Consider the following 15,682-nt stretch of genomic DNA (forward strand, 5'->3'; position numbering starts at 1 on the left):
ATGGAAAAAGGTATTTTTTATGCAGTGGGCGTGGGATCGGGAGATCCTATGGATATGACGCTGCGGGCAAAACAGATTCTGGAGACTGCCGATGTTGTGGTAATTCCGGTAAAAAAGGCAGGGGAAACTTCTGCTGCTTATACCATTGCTCAGCAGGCGGCGGATATGACCCGGGCGGAAAAGCTGGAAGTGGTCTTTCCTATGAAGGCTCATGCAGATTATCGCAGCTATTTGCAGTCTGGCGCACTGGACGGCGTATATGCTGCCTTGGAAGCCGGAAAAACTGTGGCAATGGTCACGCTGGGGGATGTTTCCGTATACAGCACGGCAACATATGCCCGCCAGATGGTGGAGGAACAGGGCTACGAAACGGCAGTTGTCGCCGGGATCCCTGCATTCTGTTCTGGTGCGGCAAAAACAAAGTATAGTCTCTGCGAAAACGAGGAATCTTTGCTGGTGATGCCCGGCGTTACAGATAAAACGGCAATGGAGGAAGCACTGGGGCAATTTGACAATCTTGTCATTATGAAAGCAGGAAAGGCGCTGCCATGGCTGTTGCCTATGCTAGAGGAATATGGTCTGCTGGAACATACTGTAATGCTTCGCAATGTGGGAATGCCGGATGAATATATCGGCGTACCTACTGGGGAGACGTATTCGTATTTCACAACGCTGCTTATCAAAAAAGGAGGACTGCGATAATGGTTTATTTTGTGGGTGCCGGAGCTGGTGATCCGGAGCTGCTGACGATCAAGGGGAAACGACTCATTGACAGTGCCGATGTGGTGATCTATGCCGGGTCTCTTGTGAATCCGGCGGTGCTGTCCGATGTAAAGCCAGACTGCAAGATCTACGACAGTGCCGGAATGCATTTGGAGGAAGTACTTGCAGTAATGCAGGAGACGGAAGCACAGGGTAAGACTACAGTTCGTGTGCACACAGGAGATGCTTCCATTTATGGCGCTATCCGGGAACAGCTGGATGCACTGGATCGCATGGGAATTCCCCACGAAGTTGTACCTGGTGTCAGCTCTTTTCTGGCAGCAGCGGCGGCAATGCAGAAGGAATATACGCTGCCCAATGTGTCCCAGACAGTGATCCTGACGCGCATGGAAGGCAGAACGCCTGTGCCGGAGCGTGAGAGCATTGAGGAACTGGCGAAGCATCGTGCCACCATGATCCTGTTCCTGTCGGTGAACAGAATGGAAGAACTGGCGGAACGGCTGTGTACGTCTTATCCCAAGACCACACCTGTTGCCGTTGTCTATAAGGCAAGCTGGCCGGAACAGAAAATTGTTACCGGTACGCTGGAAACCATAGCGGAAAAGGTCAAGAAAGCCGGCATCACCAAAACGGCATTGGTAACAGTAGGGGATTTTTTGGGGAATACCTATGATCTGTCAAAGCTGTATGACAAGACCTTTACGCACGAATTCCGGCAGGGCATCGGTGAATGAAACTGGCATATTTCTGGCTGACACCACAGGGAAAACAGCTGGCAGAACGATTGCAGGTGCAGTTCGGCGGTGCGGTAGAACCGAAAGAACATTTCGCCGAGACTGTGGAACGGGATTTTGCCGCATATGACGGACTGATCTTCATTATGGCAACTGGAATCGTCGTGCGGACGATTGCGTCTCTGGTGCAGTCCAAAGCGTCAGATCCGGCGGTGCTGGTGCTGGATCAGCAGGGAAAGCACGTGATCAGTCTGCTGTCCGGGCATCTGGGCGGTGCCAATGACTTGACACGAGAAATTGCAGCTGCCATTGGTGCAGATCCGGTCATTACCACAGCAACGGATGTGCAGGGTGCCACTGCGTTCGATGAGATTGCTAAGCGCAATGACCTTTTGATTGAAAACCTTGGCACGCTGAAATATATCAGCGGGGCACTGTTAGAGGGGAAAAATGTAACGCTTTGTACAAAACTGCCGTTGTCAAAGCCATGCAGTCTGCCTCAGATTCGGATAACAGACCAGCCGGAGGGAGAGTTCCGAGTGGTGATCTCGGATCGGTTGCTGTCGGATACAAAAGGGGCAAAAACGTTGTATCTGCGGCCGAAAAGCCTTGTTATTGGTGTTGGCTGCAAACGAAACACCGAGCCGGCGCATCTGGTGGCTTGCTTCCGGAAATTTTTGGAGACATATCAGCTCAGTGCACTTTCTGTGGCAAAGCTGGCTACCATTGGACTGAAGCAGCAGGAAACTGCAATTTTGCAGTTGTGTGAAGAACTTGATGTGCCATTGGAAATTGTTTCTGACGAATCCATTCAGAATTGTCCCTATCCTTTTGAGACATCTGCATTTGTGCAGTCTGTGACAGGCGTACCCTCTGTATCCGAAGCATGCAGTTATCTGGCATCGGGCTGCGGCGAGGTGCTGACCGGAAAGGTGAAATATACAGGGGTAACTCTGGCGGCATGCCGGCGTGTGCTGCCGCCGCTGAAACTGGAGGAATGATGGAAATGAAACAAGTGATATATATCGTAGGCTTCGGGCCGGGTGATCGGGCATATATGACGGGACGGGCAGTTGCCGCCATAGAACAGGCTGATCTGGTGGTGGGATATACCACTTATATTGACCTGCTGAAAGAACAGTTTCCGGAACAGGAGTACTATGCCACACCCATGCGGAAAGAAGTGGATCGCTGTCGTGCCGCAGTGGAGGAAGCGCTCAAGGGGAAAACCGTGGCGATGGTTTCCAGCGGTGACAGCGGTATTTACGGTATGGCTGGCGTAATGCTGGAGGTTATCGAGGAAATGCATGCTGATTTGGAAGTCGTTGCAGTTCCGGGTGTGACGGCGGCAAGTGTGGCGGCGGCAGTCCTGGGGGCACCGCTGATGCACGATTTTGCAGTCATCAGCCTCAGTGATTGTATGACACCGCTGGAACGAATCTACCACCGTGTATCTTGTGCGGCGGACGGAGATTTCGTCATCTGTCTCTATAACCCGAAATCCCATTCTCGGACGGCATATCTGGCTCATGCGGCGGAATTGATAAAGCAATATCGTTCTACTAAAACGCCGGTGGGGATTGTCCGCAATGCCGGGCGTGCTGACCAGAAAGCATGGCTCACAACGCTGGGACAGCTGAAAGATGAACCTGTGGACATGTTCTGCGTGGTACTCATCGGCAACTCCCAGACTTATGTAAAGAACGGTAAAATGATCACACCCCGGGGATATTGTGTGGCAGATACCGGAGCAAAAGAATGAAGCGGATCGCAGTCATTGCCGGGACAAGCGAAGCCACAGAGTTTATCCATGCGCTGCCGGAAAAGTACGAAATAATAGCGTTTGCTGCTACAGAATATGGAAAAACCATACTGGCAGAGGAACGCTGTAACGTTCATGTGGGGCGATTGGACAGAGATGGATTCGCAGTTGAGCTGGCGCATACGGATGCTGTGGTGGATGCATCCCATCCCTTTGCTGTTGCGGTGACAGAGACGGTGCAGCAGGTCTGTGTCCAACAGAAAATCCCGTATTTCCGGTTGGGCAGGCCACAGATACACTACGATTATAACCGGATCATCCGAGTGCCATCCAAGGAGGCGGCGGCTGAACAATTGTCAAAGGTGCCGGGCAATATTCTTCTGACAACTGGCGTCAATACCCTGGCATATTATGAAACCCATGTGACAAATTTCGCAGCACGGGGTTGGGCACGTATTCTGGATACAGCAGACTCCCGGCGGACAGCAGCGTCATCCCGGGCGCATCTGGTCTATGCCATGCCGCCTTTTTCCTGGGAGGATACGGTTTCGCTGATAGAAACACATCAGATCGCTGTGCTGGTTTCTAAGGACAGCGGTGCACGCGGCGGCGTGGCGGAAAAAGTTGCAGCGGCGAAAGTCTGCGGTATCCCTGTGATACTCATCGGCGCACCTAAGGAGGATGTGCATACCATTGCAGAAGTCATTTTTCAATTGGAGCATTTGGAAAGGAGCGATTCAGAATGCTGGATTCATATTTGAAACAAATTGAGCCGTTGAATCAGGCGGCAATGCAGCAGTCGCAGGAAAAGTGGGATAATATTGCCAAACCTTTGCGCAGCCTGGGACGGCTGGAGGAAATGGTGATCCAGCTGGCCGGAATCACTGGTTCGGCAGAAATTGCGCCACGGAAAAAGGCTGTGTTGATCTTCTGCGCTGATAATGGCGTTGTAGAGGAGGGGGTCACACAGTCCACCAATGAGATCACAGCTGTGGTGACGCAAAATTTTACCAAAGGCATTGCTTCTATCAATTCCCTGTCCAGGGAATGCGGCGCAGATGTTTTTCCGGTGGATATCGGAATTGCACGGGATATGGATTGTCCGGGACTGGATGTGCGGAAAATCGCATATGGGACGAAAAATCTTGCGAAAGAACCGGCAATGACACGGGAGGAGGCAGAGCGTGCCATTGTCACGGGGATTGAACTGGTACGGGAAAAGAAAGATGCCGGCTATAACCTTATCATTACCGGTGAAATGGGTATCGGCAATACTACTACTTCCAGCGCTGTGCTGTCTGTGTTGGAACAGCTGCCGCCGGAAACAGTGACCGGACGTGGGGCCGGTTTGACTCGTGACGGTATACAGCATAAAATTGCCGTTATCGAAAATGCCATTCAGCTGCACCAGCCGAACCGGGAGGATGTGCTGGATGTACTGTCCAAGCTGGGTGGTTTTGATATCTGCAGCATGGCGGGCGCTTTTCTGGGGGGCGCAATTTATCATGTACCGGTGCTGGTGGATGGGTTTATTTCCGCTGTTGCTGCTAACTGCGCTGTTCGCCTGACACCCTTGTGTCGGGATTATATGTTTGCTTCCCATTGTTCTGCAGAGCCTGCTGGAAAGATGGCATTGGATGCGGTGGGACTGAAGGCATATCTGGAATGCGGCATGTGTCTCGGTGAGGGAACAGGCGCTGTGATCGGGGCGAAACTTTTTGATTTTGCTTTGGCGGCATACGATGAGATCGCAGATTTTCAGACGGCGAATTTTGAAAAATACGAACTGCTGCAATAAGGAGGGATTGTGCAATGGAAATGGAATTTGTGAAGCCCATGGAGATCGAAGCACGCAGCTTTGCCATTATTGAAGAGCACTTGCAGGGCGTTTCCATTCCGGAAAATCAGCGCAGTATTGTCAAGCGTGTGATACATACCACAGCAGATTTTGACTATGTGGAAAATCTGAAATTTTCAGATAATGCAGTGGGAATAGCATTGGATGCGCTGAAACAGGGGGCACATATTGTCACGGATACCAACATGGCATACGCCGGGATCAACAAAAAATCTCTGCATCAGCTGGGCGGTGAGGCGCATTGCTTTATGTCCGATCCTGAGGTGGCAGAAGAGGCGAAGAGCCGGGGCGTCACACGTGCCATGGTTTCGATGGAAAAGGCGTGCGCATTGGGAGAAAATGTGATCTTTGCCATTGGAAATGCGCCTACGGCATTGGTACAGCTGGATGAACTGATCCGTGTTAGAAAGATTGCTCCGAAGCTGATCATCGGCGTGCCGGTGGGATTTGTGAATGTGGTGGAAGCGAAGGAACTGATCATGCAGGGAACCACTCCCTACATTGTGGCGCAAGGCAGAAAGGGCGGCAGCAATGTGGCGGCGGCGATTTGTAATGCGCTGCTGTATCAACTATATCGTTGAGAAATCAGAAAGCGGAAAATAAGAATCTGTATTTTATAGAGGTTTTGTCAAAGAATAATATAGCGCATGATGGCGTTGCAACAGAGAGGAGGAGATGTATGGGACTTGTGCATATTTACTGCGGAGACGGAAAGGGAAAAACCACATCAGCTGTGGGACTTGCCGTTCGTTGTGCCGGTTCAGGGAGTCGGGTGTTGTTTTACCAGTTCATGAAACCCGAAACTTCCAGTGAGCGGAAAGTGCTGGAGCAGATCCCTGAGGTGACAGTTTTGTCTGGGTATACCATTTCAAAATTTTCCTTTGCTATGACAGATGAAGAAAAGGCAGAGGCCGCTGTTGGATATCAGAAGCAGTTTGCTGATATTGTACAGCTGCTGGAGAAGGGAGAATATCAGATGGTCATACTCGATGAGATCATGTCCTGTATAAACTGCGGATTTTTACCGCTGGAAGCTGTGTTGGACTGGCTCAAAAACCGTCCGGACGGATTAGAAGTCGTGATGACCGGACGGGATCCGGCTCCGTGTCTGGTAGAATGTGCAGACTATGTTTCGGAGATCCGAAAACAGAAGCATCCCTTCGACAATGGCGTTGGAGCCCGAAAAGGAATTGAATTCTGATAATTCAGAGGAAAAAACGACAGTGTGCTGGACTCTTACATCAATGGAGATGTGCAGACCGATACACTGTCGTTTTTCACATACATATTATTTTGGAAAAGTTACCCTGAATGTGACACCACCGCCGTCTGTGTCATAAACAGAAATCGTTCCATGATGCAGTTCTACAAGCTCTTTGGCAATAGAGAGCCCAAGACCGAAATGTGACTTGCTCGTGGCTGCTGCATTGATACGCAGCCGTCTACTCTTGTTTACAGATACTCCCAAAATTGACAAAGAGCCTTCATAATAAGTCGCTGTGATGCCGGTCGTTGTATCGTGAAAGTGCTGCTGACTTTCAGCGGAAGCTATGCCCACATATTTTTCTCATACCATCCCATACAATAACGGTGTCATACCTACGTATCGGAACACCTCCAGTCCACACAGGCACAGCACAATGGGCAGCACAAACGCCACACCGTTGACGCAATACGCCGTTACCAGACTCCGGCACCGGGAGGCGATCCATGTTACAAGGCAGCCGGTCAGCACAGCACCCACCATCCGAATCAGCACTACACGCATCATAGCCATGCCCACTGTAAGGGACACGCTTCTATTTGCAAAGGCTGTCATGCTGCCGAGAGACTTGTCAACCCCCTGCATCCCGTATCGTTGTAAGATCTGCACCAGATATGGCAGCGTCAGCATCAGTGTCAACACCACCCCAGCGATGGCGGCAAAAGCAAAAAACTGCCGGAAATATCCGTATTTCCCTGTTTTTGTGGAGAAGAGGATCGCAGCCATACGGGTCTGCCGATCGTGGGAGACCACCGGACTGCACAGCATCACCAGCGCAACAGTCAGGAACAGAATCTGCACCATGCCTTCCATGTTGTCATCCAAGGCGAAATACCGGACATAGCCGGTGTCGTAGAAGATCTCGCCGTTTTCCGGGATGGACTCCACACGCTCTGCAAATTTATTGAATGCATTCCTATCATTTAACTCGGAATAGAGCAGATTCAGCTGATACAAATTGCCGCTGGTGGATTCCAGCTCGGCGATCTGTTCCTCCACCTCGGCGTAATGGGCACGCTTATCCGCAAGGAATTGCAGCGTATCCTCTGTCACCGCACCTTCGTATGCCTCACAGAAGTTTTCGTAATAAATGTCATTGTTGTTATAGCTTCTTGAAAAGGTCTGATACATTCCAACTGCTATCACTGCTGTTGCGAAAACAATGACCAGTCCTTTCTGCAAAATCAGAACACGATAACAGGTGTGCCAGAATTTGTTATGTGGGTGGAATTGCTGAAAAAAGCGGTGTTTCAGGTAGATGGACTTGTACTGTAGGTTACGAGTGCGAATGAAGACGACAATGCTCCCAATCAGGCAGACGACAAGGAACAGGGCAATTATAATGCCCCCGGAAATTTTCAACGACACCGGATAACCAAAGAGATTTACATTGGTATAGGTACCGAGAATCTCTTTGCTCTGTAAAAACTGCACGGGATTCCAGAAGTGAAATAGGCTCATAGGGGAAAGCACGGATATTTTTGCATAGAGCAGATAGCAGACACCTACTGCTCCAGCAGTTGCGCCGTATACTGTCAGATTATTTTTGGATAACGTACAAATCAGACCGAATATTCCGGCGAATACTAGATAGGCGGCGACTTTTAGCAGCAGATGCATCGCCATGTATTCTCCTACAGAAACCGGAAGATTACAGGTGTAATAGCCGAAGATGCATTGAATTGGACGGGACAAATCACCAAAGCCGTATAGAGCATTTTCAATACAGAAAATCTCGCCATAAAACACCAGCACCAGTCCCACACAGCACATGGCAGAAGCGGCGAATTTGATCAAAAGCAGCGTAGTTCTACCATTTTTTGTAGAATACAAAAGGGGAATCATTCCCTGTTCCCGGTCTCGGAGAAAGATGCTGGAGGTACAGAGAAACAGCAGGATCAATGCTAAAATATCCGTCAGCGGACTGGAGAGAAAGTCCTCCACACCGAGGGAGGTCTCAAAGGTCAGCGTTGTCCCAACCAACGCATCATAGGCAGGGGGCGTCTTTTGAATGTTGCGATAGGAAAACGTATCCTGTCCGCCCCAGATAGACACTCCTGCCATATTTTCTGCGTTGTCCTTGATACTTGTCAAGTAGTCCGAGTATTTCATCAGCTGCTGTGCAATCTCCAGCGTATCATAATATAGATAGCCATTATAGTATAGATTCTCTTCCGGATTCTGCGACGCTGTATCAATTTTTTCATTGGTGTAGTCGATGATTTCCTGTAGATTTTTGCCCTCCAATTCATCCAGAAATACGGTATACTCAGACGGCGTGTAATAGCGGTCGTATGCAGAAGTCACCTTGATGTAGCCATTGACGCAGAGAAGACATACCAGCAAAATCCAGATCACCCGATGGGAGAGAAGTTTTTTCAGTTCAGCACGCAGCATTTGCATTCCCTCCGTAGTATTGCATATACAGATTTTCCAGGGTTTTCTCGCCTTGTTCTACACGTTCCACCAGCTCCGGAACAGTGCCGTGGGTCAGCAGTTCACCCTCCCGGATAAGCAGGATCTCATCGGCGATGGTTTCAATGTCGGAAATGATATGGGTGGAAATGAGGATGATTTTGTCCTGTCCCAGCCGATCGGTAAGGTTGCGGATGATGACACGCTGCTTTGGGTCAAGACCGGCAGTGGGCTCGTCCATGATGATGAGATCAGGATCACCCAATAGCGTCTGTGCAATCAGAAGCCGCTGTTTCATGCCGCCGGAGAAGCCGCCGATTTTTTTTGCCGCATCCTGGGACAGTTCGACCTGTTTCAGGGCACGCTGGACTTCTTCTTTGACAGATTTTTTGGGAATACCTTTGAGGGCACAGATATAATCCAGGAATGCCTGCGCTGTCATATTGGTGTAAAGTTCCTGCTGCTGTGGCATAAAGCCCAGACAGGCACGGTATGCTTTGCGCAATTTCTGAATGGGCATGCCGTCCCAGAGGATCTCACCGCCGTCCTTGTCGGGCTTCAGGTTGTCGGTAATCAGGTTCATCAAAGTGGATTTCCCGGCACCGTTGGGACCGAGCAGACCGTATACGCCATTTTCAAAAGTGAAGGAGAAGCTTTTCAGGGCGTGCTTTTTGCCATAGTGTTTGTTTAGGTTTTTCAATTTTAGCTTGTGCATGATGTTTCACCTCTCAACTCTTCTTCATTGACAAAATCAAACTGAATGTTGTAATCTGCATCATAATACTGTACAACATACTCATCATTAACATAATCCAGAATCCATGTTCCATCAGCCGTATACGGTTCTGCAAGAGAAATCACTTCACCTGTTTTCGGGTCAAAGCCGCCTCCACTTGTACATTTCCAGAGTTTCCCATTAACAAATGTAATGTCATAAGAGCCATTTTTTTGGATATTGGGTGCAGGAACAGCATTTCCATCCTGATCCATTACATAAAACGTATCGCCTTCCAAATAAACATATGTATCATCACAGATCCACCAAGCATAAGGTAAATCGCTCACAGTCATTTCTCCGGTTTTCGGATCATAGCATTTATTCTCATACTGCCATGGGATTTCCTTTTGCGCATCAAAGAAGGATTTGTTGTTTACAGCATCCATTATCAACTGCGGATCATCTACATACCAGTAATGCATATAAATTTTTCCTTCATAAACCCCATCAATTTCAACTTCTGAATGAACGGAACCTCCAAAACTCCAGTTATATTCTGCATAAGGAGAATCATTCACACGTCCATGATTCTCCGCCTGGGCTGTCTCTAAATTGATCGTATAAAGGTACTGAGGGCCACTTCGACCATAACCTGCCCATATACCATTCTCCTCCTGATGATATTCTTCGCCGCCGATTATGTATAAAACATTTCCAACAATCACCATATCGATCTGACTGTTCATGAAAACATCTGGAATTTCGACAAATGTTTCTACTTCTCCTGTGCTTAATGCTGCACGCATACACTTTGTAAGAACTTCCACTCTCTGTGTTTTGCCATCCTCAGAATCCACGATTTGTGAATCTGAAGTAAACCAGTACACATAATCCTGATAGACAAACGTCATTGGCGAAGAACTAAGGCAAAGATTTGAAATACAAGAAGCACTGCTGTGGGTGCAGTTGGGCTTATTGCATAGCGGTATACTGCTCATGGTTTCGTAGTCAAGAAAATATGCCTGATCATAATTCACCTGATAAATGAGTCCATTATCATAGACATTATAAGACATATCGTAATAAGCGGTTTCCTTGTTACGTATATAGCCGCTTTCTTTCTCCGATGTGCCGCAGCCTGTCAAGCAGAGTGCGGCTGCCGTGATTCCAGTGAAAATCTGTCGTTTCATCTGAAAAACTCCTTTCTGTGATGAAATATGCTGCCTATTGATATAGACACAGATTTCCAGCGTTCGGTTTCATAGTGCCTTTCACAAATCGCAAAAGCGATTTGCCGGACATATTCACGGAGTTCAAGATTGAAAACGGTGCGCAGAGCTTGTATTCTATTTTCTATGTAAATAAGATGAGATGCATCAGGGTGGATTTCCCGGCGCCGTTTGGACCTAATAATCCGTACACGCCGTTTTGAAAAGTAAAAGAGAAGCTTTTCAGGGCGTGCTTTTTGCCGTAGTGTTTGTTCAGGGTTTGGAGTTTTAGAGTGGGCATGGATGAGTCTCCTTTCGAGTGGAACTTGTTTTTTGTCAGGTGGTGAGCAATTCTTCTTCAGGGACAGATTCAAACTGATATGCAAAGTTCTCATCATAATACTGAATGATGTAATTTCCTTCGTACATATCCAAAACGATAATATTTTTGCCTTGATATTCTTCTGCCAGTGGAATATCCTCACCGGTTTCCGGGTCGAAGCAGACATTTTGGGAGCCTTTCCAGGATTTCCCTCCTACAAAAGTAATTTCGGATAGCCCATTCCAAGACATACCAGAGCATTGAGTCACATTGCCATCTGTATCCATGAAATAATAGTTACCATCTTCTATATACACATATCCATCATTCTGAATCAAATCCGCAGCGGGAAGATCACTGACTTCCATTTCTCCAGTTTCCAGGTTCAGACACTTGTTCACACGATGCCATGGGATTATTGTGATGTTATCTGTCCAATCCGGATTATCTGGATCACTGGCATTGACATAATTGATGATATCCTCCGGATGATCCACATAGCGATAGGACATATAGAGTTTATCTTGATAAATGCCAGTCAGCATCACACTAAATTCCATCGCACCGTTCAATGTCCAACTATAATGTGCAGTCGGTGCATCGTTGATCAAACCATAGTTTTTTACCTCGGCACTGGTCAGATTGATTGCGTATAAATATTGATTACCACAACGACTGAGTTCTGACCATGAACCGTCATCTTCTTGATACGCTTGATCACAACCAATAATATATAGCACATCATCCGCAACTACCATTTCTATCGCATCCTTCATGCTAACATCTGGAATTTCCACAAATTTTTCACGTTCGCCTGTTGTCAGGTCAGCACGATAACAGATCGTATGGAACACATAATCTGTACTTTTTCCATCATCTGCATCGACAATTTGAGAAGTCGTTTCAAACCAATACAAATCATTTTGATAGACAATAGGTAACAGGCTTTTTGCGACACATTGATGTGCCAAGCAAGACGAATTACTGTGGGAACAATTGGGTTTATTGCATAATGGAACAGCTTGCAGGGATTTGTAATCAAGAAAGTAAGCGGCATTGCTTTCGCCAGATGAAACGTATATTGCACCGTTTTGATAGGTATTTGAGACCATATCATAGTGACAATTCGAATAATCCTGGATCATTGTGCTTGTTCCTGCACTTGAATTTCCGCAGGAACAAAAGAACAAGACCAGTGCAAGGGGAAGAAACTGCTTACAGATATGCTTCATATGATTGTCTCCTGCAAAAAATACGCCATAGGCATATCGTATTACTTTGATAATATAGGCACGGATTTTCGGCATTCGGTTTCATAGTGTTTTTCATAAATAGCTTGTATCCTATTTTCTATATAAAAAAGAGATGCATCAGGGTGGCTTTCCCGGCATCGTTGGGACCTAATAATCCGTATACGCCGTTTTGAAAGGTGAAGGAGAAATTTTTCAGGGCGTGCTTTTTGCCGTAGTGTTTGTTTAGGGCTTGGAGTTCGAACTTAGACATGATAGTTAATCTCCTATTAGCGATTTTTCCGGCATCTCAGAAAATGTTACGCCTCTTGTTTCCGTTTCTTCTACAATATAGTTTCCATCCACATAGTCCATAACAATCCGCTGACCATCCGCTGTTGTCTGCATGGCGTACAGATGTTCCGATGCAATGTCGAAGCACTGCGCCGTATAGAATTCATTCTCAATACAGCTCCAGAGCTTTTGGTTGACCAGATAAAGCTGATACGCTTTCTGTAATCCCACTGCAGGCACTTCTGTATTATCCGCTTTTCGAATGACATACTGTTCTTTTTCCTGATCCCAATACACATACGTATTCTCAGCAATTACTTTGGCATACGGTAGATCAGATGCAGTCAGTTCTCCTGTTTCCAAGTTATAGCACTGATTCACAATGACCCATGGCACATATGCCTCATCATACAGCTTTTCCAAATCTTCGCCATATGTTTCACATGCCTCTATCAATGTCTGCTGATCCTCCACATACCGATAGTGCATATAGATCTTGCCCTGATAGATCCCATCTATTTCGACTGTATCATATATGGTGCTCACACTATTTCCCTCTATGATCGTGTTATTTTTCGCATAAGAGGAATCGTTGATATGCCCGATCTGCTGAAAAGAACCATTGTCCAGATTCAGGCTGCACAAATATTGTTTTCCGCCATTGCTGCGATAGCTCCAACTGCCATTTTCTTTTTGAACCGGATTCCCATCGCTGCCAATAAAATATAACATATTGTCTGCCACCACCGATTTCATATAGTCCGTGGGATTCAGTCCCTCAAACTCGGCAAAAGTCTCCACTTCTCCATCGTGCAGATTGGCACGCATACACTTCGTATGAATCTGGAAGGTTTGACTTTTTCCATCCTCAGCATCCACAATCTCCTCCGCAGCAGAAAAGAAATAGACATAATCCTGATAGACGATAGGTTCAAAAGAACCTCCCCCTGTACAAAGTCTGGAAACGCAAGAGGAATCCCGATGCTGACAGTTGGGTTTGTTGCAGATGGGAACGCCTTGCATCGTCTGATAATCCAGAAAACAAAGACTGTCTCCATCGTGATACAATAAACCATTATCATATATATCGTAGTCATATTCGGAAACAAATTCGGCTGGTGTCTGTATGCTGTATTTGTCTTTTGGTACAGTTTCGGTATTGCCGCAGGCAGAAAGCCATAAGCTGCTGCATATCAAAAGCATTAGGAATCGGCTTGAAGCTTTTTTCATAATAATCATCCTTTCTGAAAAGAAATGAAAAGCTAAAACATGCAGTGGGATAACTGCGCCCGTTTGAGGATAATAAGCTGAGAATAATTGTAATAATCGGAAATTTGTTGTCGGTAATTCACTCTGTAAGGAGCAGATTTTTCTTGTTTTGCTTTCTGCAGCTTTTGGGGGCAGTTTTTAGAGGTTACCATAATTTCAAAAATTTAGAATTACTGTTATCGCAGTAGAATTTTCCCTTTATACAAGCTCGTCCTCTGCAATCTTTTCAAAGGTTTCATTGGCTGGCAGTTTCATGATATACGATCCTTGATATTTGGCAATAATGACACTGTCTTTCAATTTTTCATTGATAGTGTATGCACCTGTTTTCAAATCGTAGATCTTATCGCCAAAAAACAGTTTATCATTGTCCACAAACACTTCGGAATACATGTTGGCATTCTCGTCCTCTATCTCTATTGATGTATCGCTGCCCTGCTGGTATATCGTAAAGATATGCTCATCGTTGACAAGTACCAGATAATTTTCGGACACAAAAGCAATTTCGACATAATCGATATTTGACAAATCTTCTGGCTGAGGGGCGAATTCGTTTGTTTCTAGGTTGTAGTAGGTAACATAAGAATTATATTTCAGATTTTCCATATCTGTATCATCCTCTATATAGGAAACTTCAAAATAAATTTTATTGTCATAAATTCCTTTCATATAGGCTTCGATAGAGTTTTTTACACCGCTATACTGGGCGCTGAGTGCATCCAGATCGTAAATGTCACCGAAACTATGTACTTCTTGCTTCTGCAAATCCACTGAAAAAAGTCCCATTCTTCCGCCGGAATTGGACTGTGATAATATTATGCCATTTTCACTGTAAGTTCTTCCTTTGTAATTTCCTACAAAATAAAGCGTCCCCTGATGCAAAACCATGCCATAGCATAAAGAGACTGAGACATCATCCACATGCAATATTTTTTCCGTTTCGTTGGCAAAAACATCATAAGAGTATAGCGTTGCCCCCCAGTTTTAAATCTGGGATGCTCTCTTCATTGGGCTCCATAGATTCCGGATCATCTATCCAAAAATACGCTTTATTTTCTATAAAAAGCGGCATATATTCTCCTAAAGCGAAAGACACACATGATGTATCGCTGTGACTGCAGTTTGGTTTGTTACAAATAATTCCAGTTTCCATCGTATCATAATTCAGTATGTTTTTCTGAGAATCAGGCGCTGTATAACACAACGTTGTATCACCTATTGAAATATAGCCATTTGTATATCCCTCTTTTTGCATAACAGAGGTATCGGCGCCGCAGGAAGTCATAATTAAAATTGAAACAAACATAAAAAGGAAAATCATACCTTTATATTTTCTCTTCATAATGTATCCTCCTATATTGCTAAGAGAGCATTGCATAAAATCACATCATTAGCAATGCTCTCTTGAGGAAATAATAGCTTATCATGTTTGTCACTAAAAGCAATATTTTTTGTCAAAGCAATATCTCTTAGTATATTAAAAAATTAAAAATGAATGCGAGCCGAATTAGAGGAATTTCCAGTAGTGTCAGCACTATGATAAGAGTTCCCTCCTGTAAATGATGTTACAGGATAAATAATAATCGATGCCGTACCATTTTTGGAATAATCATAGTCGGAAACTGTCGAACCGTTACGATCAGTTCCATAAACTTTCACATACCTGTTAATAACAGAAGTGTTACTGCTAGACGTAGAACCTCCGATGCTTGCAGTAGAGGTATACACCGCTGCTGTCACGTTGTAAGGTTCAACTGTAAACGTCTTAGAAACATTTCCGCCAATTGCACTTGCACTCATCCCGGCAACACACGTCGCCATGGAAACCGCCGCCAGAATTCCGGCAACTACCTTTATAATAACATATTTTTTTCTCGTCACAACTG

General features: G+C 46.0%; 19 protein-coding genes. 8 read left to right on the forward strand and 11 right to left on the reverse strand.

Going from position 1 to position 15,682, the window contains the following annotated elements:
- The 8 genes from cobI (at position 1) to QZ375_RS02650 (ending at position 6,278) form a co-directional block, all read left to right on the forward strand.
- Positions 1-702 (forward strand): precorrin-2 C(20)-methyltransferase, encoded by a 702-nt coding sequence (gene cobI / locus QZ375_RS02615; RefSeq protein WP_295214810.1) that lies wholly within the window; start codon positions 1-3, stop codon positions 700-702.
- Positions 702-1,457 (forward strand): precorrin-4 C(11)-methyltransferase, encoded by a 756-nt coding sequence (gene cobM, locus QZ375_RS02620; protein WP_295214813.1) that lies wholly within the window; start codon positions 702-704, stop codon positions 1,455-1,457. The genes cobI and cobM overlap by 1 nt, the downstream gene beginning before the upstream one ends.
- A complete protein-coding gene (locus QZ375_RS02625; protein ID WP_295214817.1) occupies positions 1,454-2,458 on the forward strand; it encodes a cobalt-precorrin 5A hydrolase in 1,005 nt (334 codons plus the stop codon). Before cobM ends, QZ375_RS02625 begins: the two co-directional genes overlap by 4 nt.
- Before the next feature lie 5 nt (positions 2,459-2,463).
- Positions 2,464-3,219 carry a precorrin-3B C(17)-methyltransferase gene (gene cobJ, locus QZ375_RS02630; protein ID WP_295214820.1) on the forward strand — a complete coding sequence of 252 codons (756 nt, stop codon included), beginning with the start codon at positions 2,464-2,466 and terminating at the stop codon, positions 3,217-3,219.
- On the forward strand, positions 3,216-3,980 hold the full coding sequence (gene cobK, locus QZ375_RS02635) for a precorrin-6A reductase (RefSeq protein WP_295214822.1): 765 nt from the start codon (positions 3,216-3,218) through the stop codon (positions 3,978-3,980). Before cobJ ends, cobK begins: the two co-directional genes overlap by 4 nt.
- Positions 3,962-5,017, forward strand: coding sequence for a nicotinate-nucleotide--dimethylbenzimidazole phosphoribosyltransferase (cobT, locus tag QZ375_RS02640; RefSeq protein ID WP_295214825.1), 1,056 nt, complete (start codon positions 3,962-3,964; stop codon positions 5,015-5,017). The genes cobK and cobT overlap by 19 nt, the downstream gene beginning before the upstream one ends.
- A gap of 14 nt (positions 5,018-5,031) precedes the next feature.
- Positions 5,032-5,658, forward strand: coding sequence for a precorrin-8X methylmutase (locus QZ375_RS02645; RefSeq protein WP_295214828.1), 627 nt, complete (start codon positions 5,032-5,034; stop codon positions 5,656-5,658).
- 98 nt (positions 5,659-5,756) lie between these two features.
- Entirely contained in the window at positions 5,757-6,278 is a 522-nt protein-coding gene (locus QZ375_RS02650) for a cob(I)yrinic acid a,c-diamide adenosyltransferase (protein WP_295214831.1), read from the forward strand.
- 87 nt (positions 6,279-6,365) lie between these two features.
- Here the strand turns inward: QZ375_RS02650 and QZ375_RS02655 are convergent, their stop codons facing one another.
- The 11 genes from QZ375_RS02655 to QZ375_RS02705 form a co-directional block, all read right to left on the reverse strand.
- Positions 6,366-6,635 carry an ATP-binding protein gene (locus QZ375_RS02655; protein WP_295214834.1) on the reverse strand — a complete coding sequence of 90 codons (270 nt, stop codon included), beginning with the start codon at positions 6,633-6,635 and terminating at the stop codon, positions 6,366-6,368.
- Between the two features lie 9 nt (positions 6,636-6,644).
- Entirely contained in the window at positions 6,645-8,738 is a 2,094-nt protein-coding gene (locus QZ375_RS02660) for an ABC transporter permease subunit (protein WP_295214837.1), read from the reverse strand.
- Positions 8,725-9,471 carry an ABC transporter ATP-binding protein gene (locus QZ375_RS02665; RefSeq protein ID WP_295214840.1) on the reverse strand — a complete coding sequence of 249 codons (747 nt, stop codon included), beginning with the start codon at positions 9,469-9,471 and terminating at the stop codon, positions 8,725-8,727. The genes QZ375_RS02660 and QZ375_RS02665 overlap by 14 nt, the downstream gene beginning before the upstream one ends.
- Positions 9,459-10,664, reverse strand: a complete 1,206-nt coding sequence (locus QZ375_RS02670; protein ID WP_295214843.1) for a hypothetical protein — start codon at positions 10,662-10,664, stop codon at positions 9,459-9,461. Before QZ375_RS02670 ends, QZ375_RS02665 begins: the two co-directional genes overlap by 13 nt.
- 163 nt (positions 10,665-10,827) lie before the next feature.
- Positions 10,828-10,983 carry an ATP-binding cassette domain-containing protein gene (locus QZ375_RS02675; protein WP_365728108.1) on the reverse strand — a complete coding sequence of 52 codons (156 nt, stop codon included), beginning with the start codon at positions 10,981-10,983 and terminating at the stop codon, positions 10,828-10,830.
- A gap of 35 nt (positions 10,984-11,018) precedes the next feature.
- Positions 11,019-12,149 (reverse strand): hypothetical protein, encoded by a 1,131-nt coding sequence (locus QZ375_RS02680; protein ID WP_295214846.1) that lies wholly within the window; start codon positions 12,147-12,149, stop codon positions 11,019-11,021.
- 205 nt (positions 12,150-12,354) lie between these two features.
- On the reverse strand, positions 12,355-12,507 hold the full coding sequence (locus QZ375_RS02685) for a hypothetical protein (protein WP_295214849.1): 153 nt from the start codon (positions 12,505-12,507) through the stop codon (positions 12,355-12,357).
- 5 nt (positions 12,508-12,512) lie between these two features.
- Positions 12,513-13,757 carry a hypothetical protein gene (locus tag QZ375_RS02690; protein ID WP_295214852.1) on the reverse strand — a complete coding sequence of 415 codons (1,245 nt, stop codon included), beginning with the start codon at positions 13,755-13,757 and terminating at the stop codon, positions 12,513-12,515.
- 237 nt (positions 13,758-13,994) lie between these two features.
- The gene (locus QZ375_RS02695) at positions 13,995-14,582 is read right to left on the reverse strand and encodes a hypothetical protein (protein ID WP_295214855.1); all 588 of its coding nucleotides are present in this window, start codon (positions 14,580-14,582) and stop codon (positions 13,995-13,997) included.
- 169 nt (positions 14,583-14,751) lie between these two features.
- Positions 14,752-15,138: a hypothetical protein gene (locus tag QZ375_RS02700; protein WP_295214858.1), complete on the reverse strand. Its 387-nt coding sequence runs from the start codon at positions 15,136-15,138 to the stop codon at positions 14,752-14,754.
- 143 nt (positions 15,139-15,281) lie between these two features.
- Positions 15,282-15,617 carry a hypothetical protein gene (locus QZ375_RS02705; RefSeq protein ID WP_295214861.1) on the reverse strand — a complete coding sequence of 112 codons (336 nt, stop codon included), beginning with the start codon at positions 15,615-15,617 and terminating at the stop codon, positions 15,282-15,284.
- Positions 15,618-15,682: the final 65 nt, after the last annotated feature.

The sequence above is a fragment of the Ruminococcus sp. genome (assembly GCF_019417665.1).
Lineage (GTDB): Bacteria > Bacillota > Clostridia > Oscillospirales > Ruminococcaceae > Ruminococcus_C.

What these genes read in the sequence shown, in the direction of transcription:
- QZ375_RS02645 (WP_295214828.1), top strand. Translation starts at nt 5,032, where the DNA reads ATGGAAATGGAATTTGTGAAGCCCATGGAGATCGAAGCACGCAGCTTT.
- QZ375_RS02680 (WP_295214846.1), bottom strand. Translation starts at nt 12,149, where the DNA reads ATGATCCAGGATTATTCGAATTGTCACTATGATATGGTCTCAAATACC.
- QZ375_RS02670 (WP_295214843.1), bottom strand. Translation starts at nt 10,664, where the DNA reads ATGAAACGACAGATTTTCACTGGAATCACGGCAGCCGCACTCTGCTTG.
- QZ375_RS02675 (WP_365728108.1), bottom strand. Translation starts at nt 10,983, where the DNA reads ATGCCCACTCTAAAACTCCAAACCCTGAACAAACACTACGGCAAAAAG.
- cobT (WP_295214825.1), top strand. Translation starts at nt 3,962, where the DNA reads ATGCTGGATTCATATTTGAAACAAATTGAGCCGTTGAATCAGGCGGCA.
- QZ375_RS02665 (WP_295214840.1), bottom strand. Translation starts at nt 9,471, where the DNA reads ATGCACAAGCTAAAATTGAAAAACCTAAACAAACACTATGGCAAAAAG.
- QZ375_RS02660 (WP_295214837.1), bottom strand. Translation starts at nt 8,738, where the DNA reads ATGCTGCGTGCTGAACTGAAAAAACTTCTCTCCCATCGGGTGATCTGG.
- cobJ (WP_295214820.1), top strand. Translation starts at nt 2,464, where the DNA reads ATGAAACAAGTGATATATATCGTAGGCTTCGGGCCGGGTGATCGGGCA.
- cobM (WP_295214813.1), top strand. Translation starts at nt 702, where the DNA reads ATGGTTTATTTTGTGGGTGCCGGAGCTGGTGATCCGGAGCTGCTGACG.
- QZ375_RS02650 (WP_295214831.1), top strand. Translation starts at nt 5,757, where the DNA reads ATGGGACTTGTGCATATTTACTGCGGAGACGGAAAGGGAAAAACCACA.
- QZ375_RS02690 (WP_295214852.1), bottom strand. Translation starts at nt 13,757, where the DNA reads ATGAAAAAAGCTTCAAGCCGATTCCTAATGCTTTTGATATGCAGCAGC.
- QZ375_RS02695 (WP_295214855.1), bottom strand. Translation starts at nt 14,582, where the DNA reads ATGGGACTTTTTTCAGTGGATTTGCAGAAGCAAGAAGTACATAGTTTC.
- cobK (WP_295214822.1), top strand. Translation starts at nt 3,216, where the DNA reads ATGAAGCGGATCGCAGTCATTGCCGGGACAAGCGAAGCCACAGAGTTT.
- QZ375_RS02625 (WP_295214817.1), top strand. Translation starts at nt 1,454, where the DNA reads ATGAAACTGGCATATTTCTGGCTGACACCACAGGGAAAACAGCTGGCA.
- QZ375_RS02705 (WP_295214861.1), bottom strand. Translation starts at nt 15,617, where the DNA reads ATGGCGACGTGTGTTGCCGGGATGAGTGCAAGTGCAATTGGCGGAAAT.
- cobI (WP_295214810.1), top strand. Translation starts at nt 1, where the DNA reads ATGGAAAAAGGTATTTTTTATGCAGTGGGCGTGGGATCGGGAGATCCT.
- QZ375_RS02685 (WP_295214849.1), bottom strand. Translation starts at nt 12,507, where the DNA reads ATGTCTAAGTTCGAACTCCAAGCCCTAAACAAACACTACGGCAAAAAG.
- QZ375_RS02700 (WP_295214858.1), bottom strand. Translation starts at nt 15,138, where the DNA reads ATGAAGAGAAAATATAAAGGTATGATTTTCCTTTTTATGTTTGTTTCA.